The organism is Mitsuaria chitosanitabida ATCC BAA-476 = NBRC 102408, from assembly GCF_001598255.1.
Lineage (GTDB): Bacteria > Pseudomonadota > Gammaproteobacteria > Burkholderiales > Burkholderiaceae_C > Roseateles > Roseateles chitosanitabidus.
Genome location: NZ_BCYP01000018.1, coordinates 371,832 through 391,458, shown reverse-complemented (window position 1 = coordinate 391,458; position 19,627 = coordinate 371,832). Strand labels below are relative to the sequence as shown.

Below are 19,627 nucleotides of genomic sequence, written 5' to 3'. Positions count from 1 at the left end.
CCGTCAGGCGGCGTGCCCGGGTCGTCGCAGGAATTTCACCTCGCGACAGGCATTACCCTTGCTTACCGTTTGGTACAGCAGCTGAGAGAGAGACATGCATATCCACATCCTTGGCATCTGCGGCACCTTCATGGGCGGGCTGGCGGCGCTGGCGCGCGAGGCCGGCCACACGGTCACCGGCTGCGACGCCAACGTCTATCCGCCGATGTCGACGCAGTTGGAGGCCCTCGGGATCGAGCTGATCCAGGGCTTCGGCGCGGAGCAGCTCTCGCTCAAACCGGATCTGTTCGTCGTCGGCAATGTGGTGACGCGCTCGTCGGAAGGCCGCTTCCCGCTGATGGAAGCCATCCTGGACGCCGGCCTCCCCTACACCAGCGGCCCGCAATGGCTGGCCGAGCACGTCCTGCAGGGCAAGCACGTGCTGGCCGTCGCGGGAACGCACGGCAAGACCTCGACGACCTCCATGCTGACCTGGATCCTGGAAGCGGCGGGCCTGGCGCCCGGCTTCCTGATCGGTGGCGTCCCTCAGAACTTCGGTGTCTCCGCGCGCCTGGGCGGCGGGAAGTACTTCGTCATCGAGGCCGACGAGTACGACACCGCCTTCTTCGACAAGCGCAGCAAGTTCGTCCATTACCGGCCGCGCACGGCCATCCTGAACAACCTCGAGCACGACCACGCCGACATCTTCCCGGACCTGGCCGCCATCGAGACCCAGTTCCACCATCTGGTGCGGACGGTGCCGCCGTCGGGCCGGCTGGTGGTGAACGCCCGCGAGGAGGCGCTGCAGCGCGTGCTCTCGCGCGGCTGCTGGAGCGAGGTGCAGCGCTTCGGCGCCCGCAAGGAAGAGCCCGGCGCGCTGCGCGCTCGCGGCGAGCCGACGTCCTTCGACGTGCTGCGCGGCAGCCTGAAGGTCGGACACGTGACCTGGGAACTGCTGGGGGAGCACAACCAGCTCAACGCGCTGGCCGCGATCGCGGCGGCGGAGCACGTCGGCATCGACCCCGAGAAGGCGGCCGAGGCGCTGAGCAGCTTCAAGAACGTGCGCCGCCGGCTGGAGCTGCGCGGCGAGGTCCGGGGCATCAAGGTCTACGACGACTTCGCGCATCACCCGACCGCGATCCACACCACCATCGACGGCCTGCGCCGCCGCATCGCCCCGCAGGAGCGCATCCTGGCGGTCTTCGAGCCGCGCTCCAACACGATGAAGCTGGGCACCATGAAGGCGCAGCTCCCCTGGGCGCTGGAGGAAGCCGACCTGAGCTTCTGCAACCAGGAAGGCCTGACCTGGGACGCGGCCGAGGCGCTGGCCCCGCTGGGCGAGCAGGGGCTGGTCGGCGCCGATGTCGATGCGCTGGTGGCCATGGTCAAGCGCGCGGCCAAGCCCGGCGACCACGTGCTGTGCATGAGCAACGGCGGTTTCGGCGGCATCCACGAAAAGCTGCTGGACGCGCTGAAGTAAACCGGCGATCCTGCGCCCGCGCCGTGCCGGGCGGTTTTCCGCGCCCCGGCACGCATGCTGGGGTCGGTTCTTGCCTACCCCGCCGATATTCGACAGTTCCCGAGGAGCGACGAGACGATGAGTGGTCCTGGCAAGCTGGTGCCCGCGCTGCAGAACCGGTCCTTCCTGTGCCTGCTGGCGCTGGTGACCGTGGCGTTCGGCTGGATCCTGTGGCCGATGCTGAGCGCGGTCCTGTGGGGGGTGGCGCTGGCCATCGTGTTCCAGCCGCTATATCGCAAGCTGCTGCGCAAGACGAAGCGGCCCGGCGTGGCGGCCGGGCTCTCGATCGTGGTGATCCTGCTGCTGGTCGTGCTCCCGCTGACCTACGTCATGGGCGCGCTGGTGAAGGAGGCCTCGGTCGTCTTCGAGATGGTCAAGAGCGGCAAGTTCAACTTCGGCACCTATGTCGCCCAGATCTACGCGGCGCTGCCGGGCTGGCTGCTGGAGCTGCTCGAGCGCCTCGGTCTGCATGACCTGTCCAACCTGCAGGAGAAGCTGGGCAGCGCGCTGAACCAGGGCAGCCAGTTCATGGCGACCAAGGCGCTGGGCTTCGGCCAGGACACCTTCGACTTCCTGGTGAGCTTCTGCGTGATGCTCTACCTGCTGTTCTTCCTGCTGCGCGACGGCGAGCAGCTCTCGGCCCGCATCCGCGACGCGCTGCCGCTGCAGGACTCCTACAAGCGCCAGCTCGGCGAGAAGTTCCGGACGGTGATCCGCGCGACGGTCAAGGGCAACATCGCGGTGGCCGCGATCCAGGGCGCGCTGGGCGGCCTGGCCTTCTGGGTGCTGGGCATCCACGCGCCCGTGCTGTGGGCAGTGCTGATGGCCTTCCTGTCGCTGCTCCCCGCGGTGGGCGCGGCGCTGGTCTGGGGCCCGGTGGCGATCTACCTGCTGTCGACCCACCAGATCGCCTCGGGCGTGGGCCTGCTGTTCTTCGGCACGGTGGTGATCGGGCTGGTGGACAACCTGCTGCGGCCGCTGCTGGTGGGCAAGGACACCAAGATGCCGGACTACATCGTGCTGCTGTCGACGCTGGGCGGCATGTCGGCCTTCGGCATCAACGGCTTCGTGATCGGGCCGCTGTTCGCGGCCATGTTCATCGCCGTCTGGGACATCGTGGCCGCCGAGCGGCGGTATCCGGTCGGGGACAGGGATACATGACGGGCTGACCGCCCCTCCCGATCACGGCGCCTCTTGGCGCCGTTTTCGTTCGTGGCGCCAAAGGGTTCCAAGGAGAACCGTCAGGCGGCATGACGGCCCTCATCAGACCCATAGAGAAAGGCCGGCATTGCCGGCCTTTCGCTTGGAGGCTGGAGAGGCCCGATCACCAGGACCGGGCCGCCCCCGCGCCATCAAGTGCGCGTCATCGACGCCTTCAGCACGTTGCTGATCAGGTCCAGGCTCTCGGCCAGGTGGGCACGGGTCTCGATCGAGCCCTTGCCCTGCGCCGCGCGCAGCTCCGATTGCAGTTGCACCGCGTTCAGGCGCAGCACGGCATAGGCTTCCGCGAACTGGCCCGACGCCGCGCCGCCGCGCGTCAGGTTGGCCTGCAGACGGCGCAGGTACTCGCGCTGCAGGTTGCGACGCAGCGGATCGATCTCCGCGCCGGTCTTGAGCTCGCTCCAGATCGACGATTGCAGCGTCGAGTAGACCTCGTGGATCGAGATCAGGCCCTTGCGCTGCGCTGCCGGCACGTAGTTCGGCAGCTCGATCAGGCGGATGGCCGTCTGCGCCTGCAGCAGGCGATCCAGCGCGTTCAGCTGCACCCGCGACACCGCCGCCGGGATGCTGACGAAACCGCGGTTGTTGAAGTCCACGTAGTCCGCGGTGATCGAGGTCAGGAACTCCGGCTTGAAGCGGAAGCTGTCCGCGCTGAACAGGCCCGAAGCCAGGAAGCGCAGCGCCTCGCGCTGCTTGGCCGGATCGACCGGACGCTGGGCCGGCGTGGCCGCGCCCGGGACGTCGCGGGTCGTGATCATGCCGCCCACGTACTTGCCCACCAGCTCCGACGCGCGGCCCAGCTGGTTGAAGCCGCTCTGCAGCTGGCGACGCTGGCGCAGCGGATCGTCGCCGGCCTCGGGCTTGCGGGCCTGCACGCGCGACCACATCTCCTGCGTCAGCTTCAGGCGCTTCTTGTAGTAGGCCAGCGGATCGTCGCCCAGGTCGAAGCGGTTGATCATCGGATCCATGCCGTCGATCGGACCGAAGCCGCCCGCGTCGTAGTCGTCCGCGTAGGCATGGCCCGGCAGCGTGTTCTGCGACGCGATGCGCAGCAGCTCGGCGGCCTCGGCCTCCTTCGGGACCTGTTTGTAGGCGTACTCGATCGCCCAGTAGTCGTAGGCGCCCAGCGTGGTGTTGTTGTAGGTGGTCGGCGCCTCGCCCTCCAGCGGGATGTTGTAGGCGTTGTAGTCCATCACCGAGGCCGACAGGCCGTGCGCGTCGGTCCAGGCCTTGTCCTTGAGCTGCGCCTGCGTGACCTGCGTCGAGGCCTTGAAGTTGTGCTTCAGACCCAGCGTGTGACCCACCTCGTGCATGATCACGTCCTTGATCCGCGCCTGGATGAAGGCGTCGGCCTCGGGACTGTCCGGCGCGATGTCGCCGCGTGCCTCCAGCACGTCCAGCGCGAATTCCATCTCCGCCGCGGCGTCCTGCGCATAGGTGCAGTAGGTCGCGTTGCGACCTTCGCGCCAGCCCTGGTTCAGCGCCGCGAGCGCATGCGCCTCGCTGATCGAGGCGACCTCGCCGGTGGACGTCGAGCCCATGCCGCGCGGCACGTCCTCGGTGATGAAGGCGCGGCCGCCGCGGCTGAACACGTCGCTCATGCCGATGTCGGCGTCCAGGATCTCACCGGTGCGCGGATCGACATGGCTGGGGCCGATGGCGAAGCCCACGTCCGAGCCCACGAACCAGCGGATCGACGCGTGCGACGCGTCCATGTTGTCCCAGTCCGCGTCGTCGGGCTGCTGCTTGGCCACGACGGCGTTCTTGAAGCCGATCTTCTCGAAGGCCTTGTTCCATTCCAGGATGCCGGCCTCGACCGCGGGGCGGTACTTCGGCGGAATGTTCTTGTCCATCCAGTAGACGATGGGCTGCACCGGCTCGGACAGCGCGGCCTCGGGGTCCTTCTTCTCCAGGCGCCAGCGGTTGACGTTGTGCACGCGCGGATTGGGCTTGAGGTCGTCGCCCAGGTCGGTGTACGACTCGGTGAAGTGGCCCAGGCGGCCGTCGGCGCGTCGCGTGGCCGCGGGCTGCTCGGGCAGCGCGCGGAAGTTGTAGACGAAGCCCATGAACATCGAGCGCGCGTCCGGCGTCGATTGCGGCGGCGTCGGGACCGGCACGGGCGGCGGCACCAGCGGCGGGGCCGGGATGCGCGGCGTGAAGTAATGGACCTTGGCGCCCAGCGTGCTCAGTTGCGCGTCGGCGCGGGTGTTCTCGAAGTAGGAGTTGCCGCGATCCACCGCGTAGGGCAGGCGGTAGGCCATCTCCAGGCGGGTGGACATGCCGGGGATGTCGCTCAGCAGCAGACCGGCATCGACCAGGAAGGACTTGCGCTCCGGGTGATCGGCGCTGGCCACGGGGCCGGCCGCCAGCAGCGAGGGCGAGAAGGCCTCGTCGACGGCGCGCTTGCCGCCGCCTTCGCCGCGGAACTTGGTGTTCAGCGCGATCAGTTGGACGGTGTTGCCGACGCGGCGCCATTCGGCCATCACGTCCGGGCCCATCTGGCTGGCGTAGAAGCCGCGCTCGCCGATGGAGCTGGTGATGTTGATGGTGAACAGGAAGGGCTTGTTCAGCATCGCGCGCGGGATCTCGAGCCAGACCTTCTCGTCCTTGCGCAGGATCGGGAACAGGCCGTCCTGCCGCTTGGTGTCGCGGCTGACCTCGGCGAAGGGCTTGGGCGCGGTCGGATCGGCGGCGGGACGCGGCGCGGTCATCGGCGAGGTGGCGCCAGGCGCGCCCGGCGCGCCGGAGGCGGCGTTGGCCGGGGCCTGAGCGGCGGCCGGCGCGGCGGCGCCCGTGGTGGTGCCAGGCGTGGCGCAGGCGGTCAGCAGCAGGGCCGCGGCCGCGATGGCCGTCAGCTGGATCGTGTCCCTGTGGATCATGGTCGACGTCGTTTTTCCGGGCCGGACCGGGGTCGCCGGTGCGGGCCCATGTTGGGAAATGCCGGCGCCCTCCCCGGGGCCGGCTGGATCGCGCAATGTGCGGGGGCCAGGCCCCCGCGTCAATGCGAAGTAACGAGCGCAACGGCACGCTGCCGCCGCGCTGCGGACGCGATCTTCGCGCGCCGGACGACCCATGCCGGAAGTGACATCGGGCGCACCCGCCCCTCGGAAGGCCCGATGCCATCGGCCTCGCCCGCCGTCGACCGGCGGTCGGCCCGCGAGGCGCGCCTACACTGCGCCGCCATGACCGCCTCGAATCCCGCCGCACCGGCGCAGGGCCCGGTGCCCGCACGTCGCACACATCTGCTGTACCTGCACGGCTTCCGCTCGTCGCCGCGCTCGGCCAAGGCGCAGCGCATGGCGCGCTGGGTGGCCGAGCACCGCCCCCACGATCTGGTCTTCACCTGCCCTCAACTGCCGCCATCGCCTCGCGAGGCGATGGCGCTGGTGGCCGAGCTGATCCGCGACTGGCCGCGCGAGACCATGGCGGTGATGGGCAGCTCGCTCGGCGGCTTCTACGCCACCCACGTCGCGCAGGGCACGGGCGCGCGCACGGTGCTGCTGAACCCGGCCGTCGACCCGGCCCGGGACTTGGCGAACTACATCGGCGAGCAGACCTGTTGGCAGAACCCCGAGGAGCACTTCTTCTTCCGCCCGGAGTTCGTCGACGAACTGCGCGCGCTCGAGGTGGGCGCGCTCGCGCATCCGGACCGGATGCTGGCGGTGATCGCCAAGGGCGACGAGGTGCTCGACTGGCGCGAGATGCACGCCCGCTACGCCGCCTGCCGCGTCCATCTGCTCGAGGGCAGCGACCACGGCCTGGCCGACTTCGACGACTACCTCGAGGCGCTCACGCGCTTCCTCGGTCTCTGAGCCGGCGAGCGGCGCCCGGTCGCCGCGCGGGCGCCGGGCGACGGCCTGTCACGGGTCTCTCCGGGCAGACCTGACGCATCACCTGAGCTGCAGCAGCACGCTCCAGTGCTGCTGGTTGAGGTCGGACTTCTCGCAGGTCGCGTCCTCGGCGCAAGGGCTGCCCGGACGGGGACGGTTCCGCGGCGCGCCGACGTAATGCCGGCGCGACAGCAGGCCGGACTCGTTGATCATCAGCTGGCGCCGCGTCACCGACTGCATCACGTTGCCGCCGATGGATTCGATCTTCAGCGTCTTCCGGTCCACCGAGACGACCACGTCGCAATGCGACTTGGTGCGACCGTCGATGGCGGGCAGGCGCTCCTGCCAGTCGGCGAAGCGATCCAGCACCGGCTTGCCGCGCGAGTAGCAGATCAGATCGCCCACCCGCGGCGCGGTGCGGCGGATGTCGCAGGCGCGGAAGGCGTAGCCGGGGGACTCGCGCATCGCGCCGGCGATGTAGACCGCATGCGCGCCGGAGAAGTGGAAAGCCTGGTCGCTCAGGCCGGCCTCGTGCATCACGAAGGAGATGAACGCGCCCGACCAGGGCGAGTCCGAGATCGCGGCCCGCACCACCGATTCCCGCATCGCCTCGCTCATCGGCGAGCCGGACGGCACCGCGGCGAGCACGGCGCCGACGGTGTCGACACGGCTGCGCGGCGCGGACGCCGGATCGTCGAGCAGCGCCGGCGCCCACTTCAGATCGCGGTGGTCCGCGGTGCCGGGGCGATGCTGGTCCAGCACCTGCCAGTAATGCCAGATGCGACGCCAGGCGTAGCGCTGGGCGGAGGGCGCGTCGTCGCCCTCGGCGGCGCGGAGCGGCTCGGTCTCCGTCTCCACCGAGCCGAACTTCCACAGCCGGCCGTGGGCGTCGATGCGATGGCCGTCGACGCGCTGGTACTCGCGCATCGCGATGTCGGCCAGGCGCTGGCCGAGCTCAGGCGCGGGGCCGGGCGCCTCGCAGGACTGCGCGGCGGCCCGCGTCGGCGCGACATGGAGGACCACCGCGAGCGCGGCGGCGGAGAGGAGGCGAAGCGGCGTGAGGATCATCGGGCGCGGACGTCGTCGTGAGGTCGCGCGCATTGTGGGAGCCGCCCTCCCCCCTCGGTCATGCCAATCGGCGCGAGGTCCATTCCCGGCGGCTATCCACGTCGCGGATCGCCCGGACACGGCCCGGGCACGCCGCCGTGACTCGCGACCCGTAGCTCGTAGCTCGTAGCTCGTGGCTCGTGGCTCGTGGCTCGTGGCTCGTGGCTCGTGGCTCGTGGCTCGTGGCTCGTGGCTCGTGGCTCACGGCTCGCGGCTCGCGGCTCGCGGCTCGCGGCTCGCGGCTCGCGGCTCGCGGCTCGCGGCAGGACCGAGCGCCCCCGCACGCGCCGCCTACTTCCGACGTCCGGTGGCCCGCAGCACCAGCAGCGTCAGCCCCGCCGTCAGCACGACGATCAGGCCGAGCACGACCCAGAAGCCGTTCTTGTGCTCGAGCAAGGGCAGCCCGCCGACGTTCATGCCGAACAGGCCGCTGATCAGGTTGATCGGCAGCGCCAGCACGGTGACCATCGTCAGCACGTACAGCGTCTGGTTGTTCTCTTGCGCGACATGGGCCGCCGTCTCGTCCTGCACCGCGCGGATGCGCTCCTGCAGCGCCTGGATGTCGCGCAGCACCAGCGCGAACTCCTCGCTCGCCTGCTGGAGTTGCTGCTTGTCGTGATCGGCCACCCACTCCGGCGGGTTCGACAGCATGCGCAGCAGCGCGCTCGGCTCCGGCGCCAGCAGCCGCTGCAGCCGCACCATCAGCCGGCGCAGCGCGGCGACCTCGGCCTCATGGCCCGCGTGGCGGCCGGCGAGCAGCGCGTCCTCGATGTCGTCGACCCGCTCGGTGGCCTGGCGGACGATGCGTTGCAGCTCGTCGGCCTGGTCGCGCAGCAGGTGGTCCAGCAGGGCCACGCTGGAGCGCGGCCGGTCGCCGCGCTTGATCGCCATGCGCAGCCGGTCCACCGAGCGCAGCGGCGCGCGGCGCACGCTCAGCACCAGGTGCTCGCTGACCTGCATCCACAGCGTGGAGACATCGCCCACGTCGAAGGCGAAATCGAAGGTGACGTCGTTCAGCACCGCGAAGAGGTGGTCACCGACGCGCTCGATGCGCGAGGAGCGCGAGCCTTGCTGCTGCGCCTCGTCGAAGCTCTCGGCCAGCGCGGCGTTGCGACGCAGCCAGGGCAGCGCGCCGGCATGCGCCAGGTTCAGGTGCAGCCAGAGGAAGCCGCCCTCCGGATCGGACAGGCGCGCCTGTGCCTGGGCCAGCGTGGGCAGCGCCTCGGTCGGGCGTTCCGGATGGATCCAGAAGCCGCAGATCAGGCCGTGCTCGTCGCCGCCGTAGGGGGCCGCGGGCAGGCCGCCGAAGCCGTTCGCGGCCGGACCGGCGGCCGCGCTGGAGGTGTCATTCATCGCCATCCGCGGATGGTAGTTGGGCGATGACCTCGCCCATGCGAATCCGGTCGCCGACCTGCAAGCCTGCCGACAGGTTCACGCCCGGCGGCAGGAACACGATGATGGTCGAGCCCTGCTCGAACCAGCCCATCTCCTCACCGCGCGCGTGCGCATGGTCGACCTCGAAGCGGTGCGGGCCGGGATGGTCCGGCCGCAGCGTCAGGTCCAGCGCATGCAGGCGCAGGCTGGCCACCAGGATGGCCGCCACCGGCACCAGCGCGATGGGGGTGCCGTCGGGCAGCTGGCACTCGACGGCGGCGCGCACGTTGCGGCAGAACAGCCGCTCCACCCGCTTGAGCGCGATCGGGTTCACGTTCCAGGTGTCGCCGGCGATGTGGGTGACGCGCTCGATGCGCAGGTCGGCCGGCGCGTGGAAGCGGTGGTACATCGACGAGGTCAGCCGCAGCGTCAGGTAGCTCCCGTTCAGATAGGGCGCGGCGCGGGTCGCGTCGCCGAAGAGCTCGGCGATGCGGTAGTCCATGCCCTTGGCCTGCAGCGCCATGCCGCGCGTGACCGGGCCGTGCGCGCCGACGATCGCGTCGCAGGGGCTGACCACGGTCGCCGGCGTGGTGGCGATCGGCCGCATGCCGGGCTTGAGCCGGCGGGTGAACACGTCGCGCAGCGAGCGGTAGCCGCGCTCGGGCGGCTGGGCCTCGCTCAAGTCGAGGTCGGTGAACAGTCGCCACAGCGCCACGCTGAAGCGCGTCAGCAGCGGGGACTCGATCCCGGCGTACCAGCCCATGAAGCGCGTCAGCGCCAGGCGGGGGACGCGGTTGGTGAGGAGGAAGTTGAGGTCTTCCTGCTGGGTCAGACGGTCGCGCCAGCGAGCCAGTTTCATGGACATGTCAATTCCGTCGGATACATATCTCCGCAATTTGCCAATGCTGTGTGACAGCTGAACGAGGCTCCGGAGGCCCATGCCCATGTCGACGTCGATCTTCACCTTCGATCTGCTGCCCGTCGCCGCGGCGGCGCTCGGCCTTCTGGCCCTGTACAAGGCGCCCACCGGCTGGCGGCGGCTGCAGCTCTCGCGCGCGAAGCACCCGTCGCTGGCGGGGCACTCGCGCATGGCGGTGCGGCTGGCGCGGCTGATGCCCAGCCAGCGCTTCGACGAGCAGCGCTTCTTCGACGCCGACGACGCGTCGGCGGAGATCGTCGACCGCCGCCGCGCGAGCTTCGCCGCGCTGTCGGCCGGCCTCAAGCGCCGCCACGCGCGCAGCATCGCGACGACGCAGGCGATGAAGCCCTCGCTGCCCGACCTGCAGTTCACCAGCACCTACCGCGTGCCGCCGCCCTTCAGCCCGCTGGTGCAGAGGGAGCTGCCGCTCGGTCCCGTGATGACCTCGTCCGACGGGCACTGGCTGACCGACGCCGATGGCGAGCGCTTCATCGACCTGGCCGGCAGCTACGGGGTGAATCTCTTCGGCTACGACTTCTACCGCGACTGCATCGCCGAGGGGGCGAAGCGGGTGGAGAAGCTCGGGCCGGTGCTGGGGGTCTACCACCCCCTGGTCGAGGAGAACGCGCGGCGCATCCTGGGCCATGCGCGGATGGACCAGCTGTCCTTCCACATGTCCGGCACCGAGGCCGTCATGCAGGCGGTGCGTCTGGCCCGCTATCACACGGGGCGGACGCACATGGTGCGCTTCTGCGGCGCGTACCACGGCTGGTGGGACGAGGCCCAACCGGGTCCCGGCAATCCGCTGCCGGCCGAGCGCACCTACACGCTGCGCGACATGCACGAACGCAGCCTGCAGGTGCTGCGCACGCGGCGCGACATCGCCTGCGTGCTGGTGAATCCGCTGCAGGCGCTGCACCCCAACAAGCCGGCGCCGGGCGACGGCTCGCTGGTGGACAGTTCACGCCGCGCGTCCTATGACCGCGCGGCCTACGCCACCTGGCTGAAGCAGCTCCGCGAGGTCTGCACCGAACGCAACATCGCGCTGATCTTCGACGAGGTCTTCATGGGCTTCCGCCTGGGCGCGGGCGGCGCGCAGGAGTACTTCGGCGTGCGCGCGGACCTGGTGACCTACGGCAAGACCCTGGGCGGCGGGCTGCCGGTCGGCGTGGTGTGCGGCCGCGCGGCCTGGATGAAGCGCTACCGCGAGGAGCGGCCGGCGGACATCTGCTTCGCGCGCGGCACCTTCAACACGCATCCTTATGTGATGGGTGCGATGTCGGTGTTCCTGGATGCGCTGGAGACACCGGAGCGCCAGCGCCAGCTCGTCGAGCAGGACGCGCAGCAGGACGCGCGCCGCGCGCGTCTGAACGCCGCGCTCGAGGCGGAGGGCCTGCCACTGCGCGCGGCCAACATGTCCTCGATCTGGACGCTCTACTACACGCAGCCCTCTCGCTACAACTGGATGCTGCAGTTCTTCCTGCGCGAGCAGGGCCTGGCCCTGAGCTGGGTGGGCACGGGCCGGATGATCTTCAGCCTGGACTTCAGCGAGGCCGATTTCGACGAGGTGCTGCGCCGCATCCTCGCCGCCTCACGCGCGATGCGCGACGGCGGCTGGTGGAGCACCGGCCCCGAGATGGACAGCAACAAGGCCATCAAGCGTCGCGTGCTGATGGAGACGCTGGGCTTGCGCGGGTGAGCACGTCGCGGCCGCCTCTGGCCGCAGTCGCGAATGGATTCTGACGGTGCCCCCCCCTTTGGCGGGGCCGCCATCGGCGCCTTTCCCCATGAGGCAGGAACTTCCCGTCTTCGTTGACGAATGTCAGCGTCATCCCCTGTCCTTGGCGAGGAGCGATTCCTAGACTTCTCGACCTTGCCCGTGCCGTCGCATGGGTCTTGTCCGAAGGAGTCGTTCGATGTATTCGGCATTCGCTGTCGCCAACGCGTTCATCGAACGCGCCAAGGAAGGTCGCCTGCGCGGCCTCACGCCAATGAAGCTCCAGAAGCTTCTGTTCTTCACCCAGGCTTGGCATCTCAAGGTCGTGGGGACACCTTTGATCGACGACACGTTCACACGGCGTCCGAACGGACCGGTACTGCCGTCAATCCAGTACCAGGTGAATGCTTACGGAGAGCGTGAGATCGGCGAGACGATCCGGGCGCTGTCGGGTGTCGACGATCGCGGAGCATGGGCCGTGCCGCTGCTGCAATTGCACGACCGAGACATTGAGCGGCTGGTCGACGCCATCATCGTGTCGTATGGCGGATACAGTGCTCGCGAGCTGTCTGACATGACTCATCTGCCGGGATCTGCGTGGTCGCAGGGTAGCGCGCTCTTCGAGGTCATCCCCAACGAGACCATTCGCCTGGATCCGACGATCGCATGAGGCCAGGACCCGTCACCCAGTGGCACCCCGTCGGGGGTGTCGGAGACCCGCATCGGGACACCAAGGGGGCGGCCAGTCCGGCCGCGCCTGGTGGCGAGCCCACATCGATGGATCAGGTCGGTGCCGATCAACTTCGATTCGAGATCACGGCGGACATGCGCTCCAACCGAGAACTGCGGGAGAAATACGCCAGCAAGGCCTACGGTCTCGCCCTCGCGTGCCTCGCGCTGTGGGCCATCTGCGTCGGCGCCCAAGGTGTGGTGAACGCGATCTCCGGCATCGAGATGTGGTCCGACCAAGTCCTCATCGCCGTCACGACGGGCGTGACCGTCAGCGTGCTGGCGGCTTTCCTCGGTGTGATCCGAGGACTGTTTCCGGGCAAGGGCCAGGAGGCGGAGGTGATGAAAGCCGCCGCCTGAGCCCACCTCAGCGCTGCACTGCCGACGCGGCCGACGCCGCGGTGGCGACGGCTCGCGGCGCCTCGACGGCCTGCTCCGCGGTCGCGGCCTTCTCCGCCTCGCGCTCGCGCGCCTCCCGGGTCACCGCCTCGATCGCAGCGACGACCACCTCGGGCTTGTCCCGCTGGATGTAGTGCCCCGCGCCGGGCACCGGCTGCAGGCCCTTCCCGCCCACCAGCGGCAGCCAGTTCGGCTCCAGCCCGTGGACCATGCTCTCGAAGCCGCTGGCCGCCTCGACCGGCGAATACACCGTCCGCGTCAGCACCCGCACCGGCACCTCGGGACGCGGCTTCTGCAGCAGCGCGTCGACGCACTCCTGCTGCATGTTGAACTCCACCTGCATCATTCCGCGGAACACGCGCCGGCTCATGCTCTCCAGCATGTTGGCCATCAGCGGCACCTCGACCTGCATGCGGCGCAGGTGCATCGGATGCGTGGCGTCGACGAGCACGATGCCCGCCACCTCGTCCGGATACAGCCGCGAGTAGGCGTACTGGTACAGCCCACCGATGGAATGCCCGACCAGCACGTACGGCGGCTTCACGCCCGCGCTCTTGAGCAGCTCATGCAGCTCGCTCGCGATGCCGCAGGGGCTGCGCGGGATGGGTGGCGTGGCGGTGCTCTCGCCATAGCCGGGTCGGTCGTAGGCGAAGACGCTGTAGTGCTCGCGCAACTGGCCGAGCACCGGCGCCCACGGATCGCGGCCGTCTCCCAGGCCCGATTGCAGGACGATGGTCGGCTCGCCATGGCCGACCTTGGTGTAGACGATGGGGCCGCCCACGACGCGCTGATTGCCCGTGTTGGGCATCACGCTGCCGCAGCCGGCCGTCAGCGCGGCCGCGGCGCACACCGCCGCCAGCGCGATCAGGCGCGGCGACGGCCAGGACATCGGCGCCCCAGGGCGCCGTTCATTCGATGACATGCGGGGAACTCCTTCTCGCCGGCGGGCGCGGCCGGATCGTCGCGATCCGCCGTCCAGCCGCCCTGCCCCGCGTCTTCGGACGATCCGCCCTTGCGGATCGTCGCTTGCGCGTCCCTGTCGGGTCAGGCGGCCTGTTCGCCGTTCACGGCATTGTGCCCATCGCCGCGGGCCCACAGCATCGGATCCATGCGCTCACCGCGCAGCAGATGCAGCGGGGCGCGGTGGTACAGCTGGATGTCGTGGAAGGGGTCGGTGATGATCTTGGTCGCCCAGGCCACGCCGGTGCGCAGGTCGCGGGTCACCGCCAGCTGCAGCACGCGGAAGGCCAGGCCGCCCACGCCGATCCAGAACCACACCAGGCCCAGCTGGTGCAGGTACTCGACGAAGCCGGTCGCCGGCGCGAACACGCCGAACAGACCCGGCTGCAGCCACAGCAGCACCGGCGACGCGGCCCACAGGCCCATCAGCACGATCTTGCGGCGCAGGTTGTAGCCGACCTTGATCTCCTCCTTGTACTCATGCGTGGCCTGGTTCACCTCGTCGTAGCCCTTGGGCTCGAAGAAGAAGTGACCCGCCTGGCGGCTGGTCATCGACACGCCCCAGGCCAACAGCGCGGCCCAGGCGGGATCGACCAGCAGCAGGCCGTAGGCGATCACGAAGCAGCAGGCGCTCAGCAGGTGCAGCGACTGGTTGATGCGGCAATGGTGGTAGTAGCGGTGGTCGTCCCAGCGCTGTTCGTTCAGGAGTGCCAGAAAGTCTTTCATGCGGGCCTCGTCCATGGGTGAGCGGGTGAGCGTGCCGGCCATCGATGGCAATCGCGTGATGTCGCGGTGATGCATCGATGACGAACGCGTGGCGACTGTGTCTATCGGCTGTTTCAGGCGCGTGACGGTCCGCGCCGTCACAGAACTGTTGCGATCGAGGTTGATCATCCGCGCCATGACGACCCCGCCGATCGAACTCGAAGTCGACGAGCTCCCCACCCGCCAGCGCCACTTCCGCGTGGCCGTGGTGACGGAGACCTATCCGCCCGAGGTGAACGGCGTGGCGCGCAGCATCGCGTGCGTCGTGAAGGGGCTGCAGGCGCGGGACCACGCGGTCCAGCTGCTGCGGCCGCGGCAGGCGCCGGCGGGACTGCCCGTCACGCAGGAGGCTCCGGTGGACGAGGTGCTGATGCGCGGCCTGCCGGTGCCGCGCTATCCGCATCTGCGCATGGGGGTCGTCTCCAAGCGCACCTTGGCCAATCTCTGGGCCAGCAAGCGTCCCGACATCGTGCACATCGCGACCGAGGGGCCGATGGGCTGGTCGGCGCTGCAGGCGGCCCGGCAGCTCAAGCTCCCGGTGGTGTCGGAATTCCGCACCAACTTCCACGCCTACGCCCAGCATTACGGCATCGGCTGGCTGAGGCGCCCGCTGCTGGCCTATCTGCGCAAGTTCCACAACCGATGCCACAGCACGATGGTGCCGAACGCGGCGCTGGCCGGCGAGCTGATGGCCCAGGGCTTCCGCCATGTCAGCGTGATCGCGCGTGGGGTCGATACGCAACTCTTCCATCCCGGCCATCGCAGCGACGCGCTGCGCGAGAGCTGGGGGGCGGCGCCAGGCGACCCGGTGCTGCTGCACGTCGGGCGGCTGGCGGCGGAGAAGAACCTCCAGTTGCTCGCCGAACTGTGGCCCAGCATCCGCCAGCGGCATCCGCGAGCACGTCTCGTGCTGATCGGCGATGGGCCCGCCCGGGCTGAACTCGAGCAGCAGCTGCCCCCTTCGTCCAACGTCGTCTTCGCCGGCATGCGCCATGGAGATGACCTCGCCGCGTGCTATGCGAGCGGCGATCTGTTCGTGTTCCCTTCCATCACCGAGACCTACGGGAACGTCACGCCGGAAGCGCTCGCCAGCGGGCTGCCGGTCATGGCCTTCCAGTACGCGGCCGCGGCGCTGCTGGTGCGCGATGGGGTGAATGGGGGGCTCGCACCGTTCAACGACAACTCGGCTTTCCATGCGCGAACGCTGGCGTTGCTCGAGGACCTGCCGCGGCTGCGCGCGATGGGCGCCTCGGCGCGCGATACGGCGGATTCGCTCGGGTGGGACGGGATCGTCCAAGGCATCGAGCAGGTCTATGCGGCCGCCATCGACGGCACCAGCACGGCCTTGCGCGCAGGGTCGCAGCTGTCGGGGATGACGGCGACGCGGGCGCTCTGACCGAGCGACAGCTCGAAGCAAGCCCGGCGCGCGGCGCCCCTCGCGGTCCGGCGGGGGCGCTCAACTCCCTCCGCTCACCTGCGGCTCGCTGCGGTCAGACAGAGTGCGCCCAGTCAGTTCACAAGCACGCTTCGCGTGCACCGCCCGACCTTCGGGGCGCCGCGCGCCGGGCTTGCTTCGAGCTGCGATGCAGCGGTTCGGTTCGGGGATCCGGATGGGCGTCAGCCTGATATGCCGCCCTCGGCGGCACCGGGGACCAGGGTCTCGCGGCGGGCGTGGCGTCGGATCATCAGGATCAGGACGCACAGGCACACGAAGAGGCCCAGACCGCTCATCAACCAGACCAGCGGCACGCCCAGGGCCTGCAGGATCGCGTAGGCGCCCAGCATCACGAGGATGCTCAGGTTCTCGTTGAACCCCTGCACGGCAATCGAGCGGCCGGCGCTCAGGATCTGCACGCCACGATGCTGCAGCAGGGCGTTCATCGGGACCACCATCGCACCACCGACCGCACCCACCAGCACCATCGCGGGCAAGGCCCAGCCCAGCGAGGTCACCCAGGGCGTGCCCAGCATCAGCGCGCCCAGCATCAGGCCCAGCGGCATCACCTTCAAGGAGTGATGCAGCGCGATCCAGCGGCCGGCAAGACCCGCCCCCACGACGACACCGACCGCCACCGTGGCCTGCAGGTAGGCCCCCTGGTTGAGGCGCAGACCCAGCACATCCTGGGCCCATTGCAGGACGGCGAGCTGCAGGGTCGCGCCGGCACCCCAGAACAGCGTGGTCATCGACAAGGACAGGCGTCCGCCCAGGCGGTCCCGCCAGAGCGCGGCATTGGAATGGTAGAAGTCCCGCAGGATCTCGCGGGGGCGGCTCGGCGCCTTCGGGTAGACGATGCCGCTTTCCGGCACGCGCAGCTGCAGCGCGGCCGCCAGGGCGTAGACGCCCAGCAGCGCGCAGAGCGAGGCGGTCAGCGGATGCCCGACCCCGAGGGCGGCGACCTCGGCCATCCACCAGGGACTGACCAGCAAACCACCCACCAGGGTCCCCAGCAGCACCGAGCACACGACCGACACCTCGATCCAGCCGTTCGCGGCGACGAGCTTGGTGGGGGGCACGATCTCGGTGATCAGGCCGTACTTGGCCGGGGCGTAGCAGGCGGCGGCGGTGCCGACGATGCCGAAGGCGAGCAGCGGATCCAGTCCCAGCGCGAGCAGGCCCACGCCGACCGCCTTGAGCCCGTTCATGCAGGTCATCAGCGCGACCTTGGGGCAGGCGTCGGCGATCAGCCCCACCACCGGCGCCAGGCCGACGTAGGCCAGCGTGAAGCAGAGCTTGAGCAGCGGCGCCCACCAGGCGGGCTGGCCCATCTCGCGCAGCAGGGCGATGCCGACGATCAGCAGCGCGTTGTCCGCCAACGCGGAAAAGAACTGCGCGGCGATGAGGGTGTGGAAGCGCGGTGGCATGAGCGCGGCGAGTATGCGAAAGCGCCGTGACCGGCGCTTGACACCCGGTTGACTCGGTGTTGACAGCCGGTTGACGACGCGCTCCGGACCGTCGGGCGTCGCGGCGACGCGACTCGTCGGGGCCTTCGGAACGAATTGACACGGCACCCGGCACCACCCGTTCGGACCGCCTTCCCCGATCAGCGACAATCCCGCCGCTATGTTTGCCCTGTTCGAAGACGCCGGAAAGTTCCTCGCCGGCCGCATCCTGTCCGAAGCCGAATCCTCGATGCAGATCGAGCTCGATTCGGGCAAGCGCGTCAAAGTGAAAACCGCGCATGTCCTCATCAAGTTCGACAAGCCCTCGCCGGCCGAGCTGATCGCGGACGGCCAACGCCTGTCCGAGGAGATCGACCTCGACCTCGCCTGGGAGTTCGCGCCCGAAGGCGAGTTCGGCTTCGCCGACCTGGCCCGCGACTACTTCGACGCCAAGGCGACGCTGGGCCAGCAGGCCGGCGCGCTGTTCCGGCTGTTCGAGGCCCCCCATTACTTCCGCCGGATGGGCAAGGGCGTCTTCAAGAAGGCGCCCGCCGAGACGGTGAAGGCCGCCCTGCTGGGCATCGAGCGCAAGAAGCAGATCGCCGCCCAGATCGAGCAATGGGCCGCCGAGCTGGCCCAGGGCCAGTGCCCGGCCCCGATCGGCGACCAGATCTACAAGATCCTCTTCCGCCCCGACAAGAACGGCCCCGAGTACAAGGCCGTGGTCGAGGCCGCCAAGCGCAGCCAGAAGGCGCCGCTGGACCTGCTCAAGGACGCCGGCGCGATCGCCAGCCCCTACCAGTTCCACTGGAAGCGCTTCCTCTTCGAGCACTTCCCCAAGGGCACCAACTTCCCCGCGCTCAGCGCCCCCGAGATCAAGGAAGAGCTGCCGCTCGCACCCGTGCGGGCCTTCTCGATCGACGACTCGCAGACGACGGAGATCGACGACGCGCTGTCCGTCCAGGGCCTGGGCTCCGGCACCGTGGTCTTCGGCGTGCACATCGCCGCGCCGGGCCTGGCCATCCAGCCGGACTCGGCCGTGGACAAGGTCGCCCGCGACCGCTTCTCCACCGTCTACATGCCGGGCTGGAAGCTGACCATGCTGCCCGACGACGTGGTCCAGGCCTACACGCTGATCGAGGGCCGCGACTGCCCCGCCGTCAGCATCTACCTGAGCATGGACGAGGCGACGCTGGAGATCACCTCGCGCGAGACCAGGCTGGAACGCGTGCCCATCGCCGCCAACCTGCGCCACGACAAGCTCGACCACGTCATCACCGACGCCACGCTGACCGGCGCGGCCCCGGCCGACTACGACTTCGCCCCGGAACTGGCCTTCGCCTACCGTCTGGCCAAGGACCTCAAGGCCAAGCGCGAGGTGGTGCGGGGCAAGCCCGAGACCTTCAACCGTCCGGACTACAACTTCCGCCTCGAGGGCAACGACGGACGCGAGCCCGAGGGCGCCGAGCAGGTCTCGATCACGACGCGTCAGCGCGGCGCGGCCCTGGACCTGATCGTGGCCGAGGCCATGATCCTGGCCAACTCGAGCTGGGGCGGCATCCTCGCCGACTGCGGCGTGCCCGGCATCTATCGCAGCCAGGCCAGCCTCGCGCCCGGCATGAAGGTCCGCATGGGCACCAAGCCGGCGCCGCACGCCGGCATGGGCGTCGCGCAGTACACCTGGGCCACCTCCCCATTGCGCCGCTACGTCGACCTGGTCAACCAGTGGCAGATCATCGCCTGCGCCCGCCACGGCAAGACGGCCGCGCTGGCCGCGCCGTTCAAGCCCAAGGACGCGCAGCTGTTCTCCATCATCTCGGGCTTCGACGCGGCCTACAGCGCCTACAACGGCTTCCAGTCCGGCATCGAGCGCTACTGGACGCTGAAGTACCTGCAGCAGCAAGGCATCACCGAGCTGACCGCCTCCGTGCTGAAGGACGGTCTGGTCCGCGCCGACACGCTGCCCCTGGTGTTCCGCGCGCTGGGCTGCGAGAACCTGCCGCGCAACAGCCACGTGAAGGTCCGCATCACCGGACTGGACGAGCTGACGCTGGACGTGCACGCCAACCTGGTCGAACGCCTGGATGCCGAGGCCGAGCCCGCCGCCGACACCGAATCCGACGAGGACGAGGAACCGGCCGGCGTGCTCACCCTGGCCATCGACGTCAACGACGAAGGCGCCGAGCCGGCCGCGCCGGCCCCCGCAGCCTCCTGATCCTCACGCGCCC

At 69.6% G+C, this 19,627-nt stretch carries 15 protein-coding genes; 8 read left to right on the top strand and 7 right to left on the bottom strand.

Features of this window, described 5'->3' with window-relative positions; all coding sequences use genetic code 11:
- Positions 1-94: 94 nt before the first annotated feature.
- Together mpl and MCHT01_RS12545 are read left to right on the top strand one after the other, a co-directional pair.
- Positions 95-1,459, top strand: a complete 1,365-nt coding sequence (gene mpl, locus MCHT01_RS12550) for a UDP-N-acetylmuramate:L-alanyl-gamma-D-glutamyl-meso-diaminopimelate ligase (RefSeq protein WP_067065642.1) — start codon at positions 95-97, stop codon at positions 1,457-1,459.
- Positions 1,460-1,576: 117 nt separating this feature from the next.
- A complete protein-coding gene (locus MCHT01_RS12545) occupies positions 1,577-2,659 on the top strand; it encodes an AI-2E family transporter (RefSeq protein ID WP_084452482.1) in 1,083 nt (360 codons plus the stop codon).
- A gap of 191 nt (positions 2,660-2,850) precedes the next feature.
- On the opposite strand, the gene MCHT01_RS12540 is transcribed toward MCHT01_RS12545, so the two are convergent.
- The gene (locus MCHT01_RS12540; RefSeq protein WP_067065641.1) at positions 2,851-5,598 is read right to left on the bottom strand and encodes a zinc-dependent metalloprotease; all 2,748 of its coding nucleotides are present in this window, start codon (positions 5,596-5,598) and stop codon (positions 2,851-2,853) included.
- Positions 5,599-5,901: 303 nt separating this feature from the next.
- On the opposite strand from MCHT01_RS12540, the gene MCHT01_RS12535 reads away from it, so the two are divergent.
- A complete protein-coding gene (locus MCHT01_RS12535; RefSeq protein ID WP_067065640.1) occupies positions 5,902-6,531 on the top strand; it encodes a YqiA/YcfP family alpha/beta fold hydrolase in 630 nt (209 codons plus the stop codon).
- A gap of 78 nt (positions 6,532-6,609) precedes the next feature.
- Here MCHT01_RS12535 and MCHT01_RS12530 read toward each other — a convergent pair whose 3' ends face one another.
- From MCHT01_RS12530 to asd, 3 genes are all read right to left on the bottom strand, one after another.
- The gene (locus MCHT01_RS12530) at positions 6,610-7,617 is read right to left on the bottom strand and encodes a DUF2272 domain-containing protein (RefSeq protein WP_067065639.1); all 1,008 of its coding nucleotides are present in this window, start codon (positions 7,615-7,617) and stop codon (positions 6,610-6,612) included.
- Positions 7,618-7,947: 330 nt separating this feature from the next.
- The gene (locus tag MCHT01_RS12525; protein ID WP_067065638.1) at positions 7,948-9,009 is read right to left on the bottom strand and encodes a transporter; all 1,062 of its coding nucleotides are present in this window, start codon (positions 9,007-9,009) and stop codon (positions 7,948-7,950) included.
- Complete coding sequence (gene asd, locus MCHT01_RS12520; RefSeq protein ID WP_245643252.1) at positions 9,002-9,895, bottom strand: archaetidylserine decarboxylase; 894 nt, start codon at positions 9,893-9,895, stop codon at positions 9,002-9,004. Before asd ends, MCHT01_RS12525 begins: the two co-directional genes overlap by 8 nt.
- 79 nt (positions 9,896-9,974) lie before the next feature.
- Between asd and MCHT01_RS12515 the strand changes: the two genes are divergently transcribed.
- From MCHT01_RS12515 to MCHT01_RS12505, 3 genes are all read left to right on the top strand, one after another.
- Entirely contained in the window at positions 9,975-11,648 is a 1,674-nt protein-coding gene (locus tag MCHT01_RS12515) for an aminotransferase class III-fold pyridoxal phosphate-dependent enzyme (RefSeq protein WP_067065823.1), read from the top strand.
- 217 nt (positions 11,649-11,865) lie between these two features.
- Positions 11,866-12,336 carry a Panacea domain-containing protein gene (locus tag MCHT01_RS12510; RefSeq protein WP_067065637.1) on the top strand — a complete coding sequence of 157 codons (471 nt, stop codon included), beginning with the start codon at positions 11,866-11,868 and terminating at the stop codon, positions 12,334-12,336.
- Between the two features lie 107 nt (positions 12,337-12,443).
- Positions 12,444-12,755: a hypothetical protein gene (locus tag MCHT01_RS12505; protein WP_067065636.1), complete on the top strand. Its 312-nt coding sequence runs from the start codon at positions 12,444-12,446 to the stop codon at positions 12,753-12,755.
- Positions 12,756-12,762: 7 nt separating this feature from the next.
- On the opposite strand, the gene MCHT01_RS12500 is transcribed toward MCHT01_RS12505, so the two are convergent.
- Positions 12,763-13,716, bottom strand: a complete 954-nt coding sequence (locus MCHT01_RS12500) for an alpha/beta fold hydrolase (RefSeq protein ID WP_084452476.1) — start codon at positions 13,714-13,716, stop codon at positions 12,763-12,765.
- 122 nt (positions 13,717-13,838) lie between these two features.
- Positions 13,839-14,480 (bottom strand): hypothetical protein, encoded by a 642-nt coding sequence (locus tag MCHT01_RS12495; RefSeq protein ID WP_067065822.1) that lies wholly within the window; start codon positions 14,478-14,480, stop codon positions 13,839-13,841.
- A 175-nt stretch (positions 14,481-14,655) separates the two neighbouring features.
- Between MCHT01_RS12495 and MCHT01_RS12490 the strand changes: the two genes are divergently transcribed.
- On the top strand, positions 14,656-15,915 hold the full coding sequence (locus tag MCHT01_RS12490; protein WP_084452561.1) for a glycosyltransferase family 4 protein: 1,260 nt from the start codon (positions 14,656-14,658) through the stop codon (positions 15,913-15,915).
- 221 nt (positions 15,916-16,136) lie between these two features.
- Here the strand turns inward: MCHT01_RS12490 and lplT are convergent, their stop codons facing one another.
- Entirely contained in the window at positions 16,137-17,381 is a 1,245-nt protein-coding gene (gene lplT, locus MCHT01_RS12485) for a lysophospholipid transporter LplT (RefSeq protein ID WP_067065634.1), read from the bottom strand.
- 199 nt (positions 17,382-17,580) lie between these two features.
- Here lplT and MCHT01_RS12480 point away from each other — a divergent pair, with 199 nt between their 5' ends.
- Complete coding sequence (locus MCHT01_RS12480; RefSeq protein ID WP_067065633.1) at positions 17,581-19,614, top strand: ribonuclease catalytic domain-containing protein; 2,034 nt, start codon at positions 17,581-17,583, stop codon at positions 19,612-19,614.
- Positions 19,615-19,627 lie beyond the last annotated feature (13 nt).

Bases quoted from the DNA above. Each gene is read 5' to 3' on its own strand.
- MCHT01_RS12525 (WP_067065638.1), bottom strand. From the start codon at position 9,009: ATGAATGACACCTCCAGCGCGGCCGCCGGTCCGGCCGCGAACGGCTTC.
- MCHT01_RS12505 (WP_067065636.1), top strand. From the start codon at position 12,444: ATGGATCAGGTCGGTGCCGATCAACTTCGATTCGAGATCACGGCGGAC.
- MCHT01_RS12480 (WP_067065633.1), top strand. From the start codon at position 17,581: ATGTTTGCCCTGTTCGAAGACGCCGGAAAGTTCCTCGCCGGCCGCATC.
- MCHT01_RS12535 (WP_067065640.1), top strand. From the start codon at position 5,902: ATGACCGCCTCGAATCCCGCCGCACCGGCGCAGGGCCCGGTGCCCGCA.
- mpl (WP_067065642.1), top strand. From the start codon at position 95: ATGCATATCCACATCCTTGGCATCTGCGGCACCTTCATGGGCGGGCTG.
- asd (WP_245643252.1), bottom strand. From the start codon at position 9,895: ATGTCCATGAAACTGGCTCGCTGGCGCGACCGTCTGACCCAGCAGGAA.
- MCHT01_RS12530 (WP_067065639.1), bottom strand. From the start codon at position 7,617: ATGATCCTCACGCCGCTTCGCCTCCTCTCCGCCGCCGCGCTCGCGGTG.
- MCHT01_RS12540 (WP_067065641.1), bottom strand. From the start codon at position 5,598: ATGATCCACAGGGACACGATCCAGCTGACGGCCATCGCGGCCGCGGCC.
- MCHT01_RS12545 (WP_084452482.1), top strand. From the start codon at position 1,577: ATGAGTGGTCCTGGCAAGCTGGTGCCCGCGCTGCAGAACCGGTCCTTC.
- MCHT01_RS12490 (WP_084452561.1), top strand. From the start codon at position 14,656: ATGACGACCCCGCCGATCGAACTCGAAGTCGACGAGCTCCCCACCCGC.
- MCHT01_RS12495 (WP_067065822.1), bottom strand. From the start codon at position 14,480: ATGAAAGACTTTCTGGCACTCCTGAACGAACAGCGCTGGGACGACCAC.
- MCHT01_RS12515 (WP_067065823.1), top strand. From the start codon at position 9,975: ATGTCGACGTCGATCTTCACCTTCGATCTGCTGCCCGTCGCCGCGGCG.
- MCHT01_RS12500 (WP_084452476.1), bottom strand. From the start codon at position 13,716: ATGTCATCGAATGAACGGCGCCCTGGGGCGCCGATGTCCTGGCCGTCG.
- lplT (WP_067065634.1), bottom strand. From the start codon at position 17,381: ATGCCACCGCGCTTCCACACCCTCATCGCCGCGCAGTTCTTTTCCGCG.
- MCHT01_RS12510 (WP_067065637.1), top strand. From the start codon at position 11,866: ATGTATTCGGCATTCGCTGTCGCCAACGCGTTCATCGAACGCGCCAAG.